Here is a 3,982-nt window from a genome sequence, read left to right as displayed (position 1 = left end):
ATTTTTATCAGATTTGATGGCTCAAGCTGTAAATTTAATTTTTATATTATTAGTTTTCAATCATACTTCACTTATTGAAGGATGGAACCGAGATGAAATTGTATTCATTTATGGTTTCTTTTTAGTTCCGTTTGCTCTTTTTGGTTCATTTTTTAATATATGGGATTTTAATGATCGTTACATTGTAAAGGGAGAGTTTGATCGTATTTTAACTCGACCAATTCATAGTCTTTTTCAAGTAGTATTAGAGAAAATGGAGTTAGAATCGTTACTAGGTGCTATTACTGGATTGATTATTATGATCTATGCAGGTTTTAAATTAGGACTTTCAATCACTTGGTATGATCCATTTTTATTTTTATTAATGGCTTTTGGTGGAATGTTTGTTTATGCCGGAATCTTTATTGCTTTAGCAAGTATCGGTTTTTGGTCAGATGCTAGAACGTCTATTATGCCGTTAATGTATAATATAGGAAACTATGGTCGTTATCCGATTAATATTTATCATCCAATCATTCGCTTTGTATTAACATGGATTTTACCATTTGCATTTGTTGGTGTTTATCCGGCTGCGTATTTTCTACGTAGAAGTGAATGGTATGTCTATTCATTTTTAACGCCTGTTATGGGATTAGTTGTTTTTGTTATATCTGTTTTAATTTGGAACCAAGGTGTAAAAAAATATAAAGGTGCGGGTAACTAAGCAGTATTCTATTTCAATAGCTTGTTTCATAAATTGAAATGAGGTGATTGGAATGGGAACTGCTTTTTTCTTTTTTATTGCGATCTTTGCAATTTTGTATAGTCTAGTGTATTTATGGAATACTTCAACTACAAAAGTCAATAAAAGTCTTATTTCAATTAATAATTACATTCTTTTATTTTTAATATATGGAACGGTACTTATAGGCTTTAGCGCCGTGTATTTTATACTAGAGCGCGGGCCACATCCAATTTTAATTGAGCATACTATTCCTATTGAAGGGACTAATTATCATATAATGGGCTTATGCTTATATTTTAGCGCAATCACCCTTTTGTCTGTGGGCTATGGGGATATTGTACCAGTGGGGATCGGAAGATGGGTTGCTATGGTTGAAGCGCTCATCGGTTATACGATGCCAGCGGCTTTTGTTTTACAAGTATTTAAAGAAGAACGTTAATATTTATGATTAAGGAGATTATTATGACTGTTGAAATTGGAATCAAAGCACCGGAATTTACTTTACCGGCAAGTAATGGAGAAGATGTAACTTTATCAGACTTTAGAGGGAAGAAAGTAGTTCTTTACTTTTACCCAAAAGATATGACACCAGGTTGTACTACAGAAGCTTGTGACTTTAGAGATTCTTATGAAAGGTTTATGAATAGTGGAACTGTCATTTTAGGAATAAGTCCTGATCCTATAAAAAGACATGAAAAATTTATAGAAAATCATCAATTACCATTTTTATTACTTTCAGACGAAACAACTGAAGTTGCAAAGTTATATGATGTATGGAAGTTAAAGAATAATTTTGGTAAGGAATATATGGGAATAGAACGTACAACATTTTTAATCGATGAAGAAGGTTGTATCGAAAATGTATGGCAGAAGGTTAGAGTAAAAAATCATGTTGAAGATGTTTATAGTGTCATTAGTCGTTCTTAAAATTGTACAAACTATTCTGGGTTAATTATCTTGATTTATGTTAAGTTTTTTTGAGAAAGAATCGTTTTATCTAAAAAAATCGAGCTTTTCGTCTATACCTATATTGCTTTAGAGAATATATTGGAGTATAGGGCATACCTCCTCAGATGATAGCATATTGAAGTGCGAGAGAATTCTCGCACATTTTTTTTGTTTACGTCTATAGAATACAAGCATTGGCTATTTTTTTTAAGAAATTCTCAAAAAGTTGACAAATATTCTTGCAGTTGAATAAACTAATAATAAGTAATTAATTTTGGAACTATTTTATAGAAACGGGGAGAGCGGCGTTGCATAAGGAAAATATTCAAGATGCAATTTTACATTTAAAGAATAGCGGCGTACGTATTACACCTCAGAGGCATGCAATTATAGAATATTTAATAGGAAGTGGAACACATCCAACTGCTGATGAAATCTATAAAGCACTTGAGGGAAAATTTCCAAATATGAGTGTGGCAACAGTTTACAATAATCTCAGAGTATTACGTGAAGTAGGAATGGTTAAAGAATTAAACTTCGGTGATTCTTCTAGTCGTTTTGATTATATAACAACTGATCATTATCATATTATTTGTGAAAAATGTGGTGAAATGAATGACTTTCATTACGACGGATTAGAGGGAATCAATCTTTATGTTGAAAAGGAAACGGGATTTGAAGTAACCAATCATAGAATGGAAGTATACGGTATTTGTCCTAAATGTAAAGAAAAAACATTATCATAATAAAGCACATTACATAATTGTAATGTGCTTTATTTATTATGCTATTGTTTAGCATCTCGTTTGCTATTATATTTTTCATTAAATTCCTTTCCTTCTAATGAAGGATCTAATGTAAGTGGCTCATTACAATACATACAGATGTCAACTTTACCTAGCATTTTAGTCGTTTTGTTACAATTCGGACAGATGACCTGAATTGTTTTTGTAGACAGCATTCCGATCCAAAAATAAACAACTGTACTACCAATAATCGCTAAAAATCCCACAAGCATAAAGATCGTCATGACAAACTTATGCTCTCTGAAAAATACACCGCCATACATAATGATGAAGCCAATAAATAATAATGAAAGTGCAAACGTTCTTATATTATTAATTTTACTACTTTTCTTTTTTGCCACTTTGTCCACCCCATTCATTGTAAATATAGCATAAATGAGATAGGAAATGTTAGTGCAAACATGGAAAACAATTCGAACTTATTTAATGAAATTGATAATTTTGAATTTAGGCTAAATCAGGACATTCTCACATTTATTAATTGATAGTATTAAGTAATATGGCCATGGCCCAAAAAAGTCTATCAAGTTTGCTCCAGCAGGTTTAACTCTTAAAAATAAGTAGTTTCCTTTTATGACATAATCCAATAAGTAAATAGGTATAGCCAATAAAAGTATATAGAGGAAGGACTTTAATAATGAACGGAGAGTTGGAGTATATCCAAAGATAAATGTCATATATCAAATAGAAATGATGATTCCTCCGTGAGTAGTGAAAAATTGTATATATTTAAAATGAGGAAAGTTATATTTAATATCTGGAGTAAGATAGCTTGGATAGCCCCAGCTAATCCCCAAAAATAGATAATCTCATAAACTTTATAATTTTTTGTAATGAGTGTATAACAGCATAAATACATACTTATTCCACATAATTGGAGAGGTAATGAATCCCTCCAATCCTACTGGTTCGTTTTAATAAGCCACCCATATAATAGAAATTCAACAGTAAGCATTGAGATGATTAATAGAGTGCGGATGAATAAATCTACTTTTTTATTATTGTTTATTAATTTTCTGAAGTAAAACAAACAGATAGGAAGGAGGAGAATGATTAATAATGTAATTATGTGTTGCTTTGAAAACAATACGAAACCATTCATTAATTACACCTCTCTCAAATCGGATAGATGTTATTGAACAATTCGCTACTGTTAGGATCCTTTCATTGTACTTTTTTAAGAAATTCAGCTTGTTTGTATTAAAGTATTATGACTTACTATTTATATGTCCAAATACATGTGTATTCTATTTAGAAAAGAGTTTTCATCTTTTTTTAAAAAACTTTCAAAAAGTGTTGACGGTGTGATTTATCGATGTTATATTATTCTATGTCGCCAAGAGATGACGGCGTCGAAAGAAAAAAGATTTTAAAAAAATGTTGACAGGCTCTTCTGAGAATGTTAATATGAAAAAGTCGCTAATGACGCGACGGAATGAACTTTGAAAACTAAACAAAACATGAAGTAAACGTCAATTATTAGTTTTTTTGAGCAATACAAGAT

Annotated in this window: 5 protein-coding genes and 1 pseudogene; 4 read left to right on the top strand and 2 right to left on the bottom strand. The window is 30.8% G+C overall.

Features of this window, described 5'->3' with window-relative positions; genetic code table 11:
• From CN514_RS16725 to CN514_RS16710, 4 genes are all read left to right on the top strand, one after another.
• On the top strand, positions 1 to 703 hold a 703-nt coding region (locus CN514_RS16725), incomplete at its 5' end, for an ABC transporter permease (protein WP_098233565.1).
• Positions 704 to 755: 52 nt separating this feature from the next.
• Entirely contained in the window at positions 756 to 1,163 is a 408-nt protein-coding gene (locus CN514_RS16720; protein ID WP_098233564.1) for a potassium channel family protein, read from the top strand.
• A 23-nt stretch (positions 1,164 to 1,186) separates the two neighbouring features.
• The gene (bcp, locus tag CN514_RS16715; protein ID WP_098233563.1) at positions 1,187 to 1,651 is read left to right on the top strand and encodes a thioredoxin-dependent thiol peroxidase; all 465 of its coding nucleotides are present in this window, start codon (positions 1,187 to 1,189) and stop codon (positions 1,649 to 1,651) included.
• A gap of 329 nt (positions 1,652 to 1,980) precedes the next feature.
• Positions 1,981 to 2,418 (top strand): Fur family transcriptional regulator, encoded by a 438-nt coding sequence (locus tag CN514_RS16710; RefSeq protein WP_025672070.1) that lies wholly within the window; start codon positions 1,981 to 1,983, stop codon positions 2,416 to 2,418.
• A gap of 41 nt (positions 2,419 to 2,459) precedes the next feature.
• On the opposite strand, the gene CN514_RS16705 is transcribed toward CN514_RS16710, so the two are convergent.
• Together CN514_RS16705 and CN514_RS27030 are read right to left on the bottom strand one after the other, a co-directional pair.
• A complete protein-coding gene (locus CN514_RS16705) occupies positions 2,460 to 2,819 on the bottom strand; it encodes a YgzB family protein (protein ID WP_176525937.1) in 360 nt (119 codons plus the stop codon).
• Between the two features lie 111 nt (positions 2,820 to 2,930).
• A pseudogene (locus CN514_RS27030) lies at positions 2,931 to 3,367 on the bottom strand (TMEM164-related integral membrane acyltransferase); the annotation flags it as partial.
• Positions 3,368 to 3,982 lie beyond the last annotated feature (615 nt).

The sequence above is a fragment of the Bacillus sp. AFS001701 genome (assembly GCF_002559405.1).
In the GTDB taxonomy this organism is placed as follows: domain Bacteria; phylum Bacillota; class Bacilli; order Bacillales; family Bacillaceae_G; genus Gottfriedia.
The sequence above is the reverse complement of the archived record's forward strand: the minus strand, read 5'-3'. Positions and strand labels throughout refer to the sequence as shown.

Excerpts from the sequence above, each read along its gene's own strand:
- CN514_RS16720 (WP_098233564.1), top strand. The coding sequence starts at position 756 with ATGGGAACTGCTTTTTTCTTTTTTATTGCGATCTTTGCAATTTTGTAT.
- bcp (WP_098233563.1), top strand. The coding sequence starts at position 1,187 with ATGACTGTTGAAATTGGAATCAAAGCACCGGAATTTACTTTACCGGCA.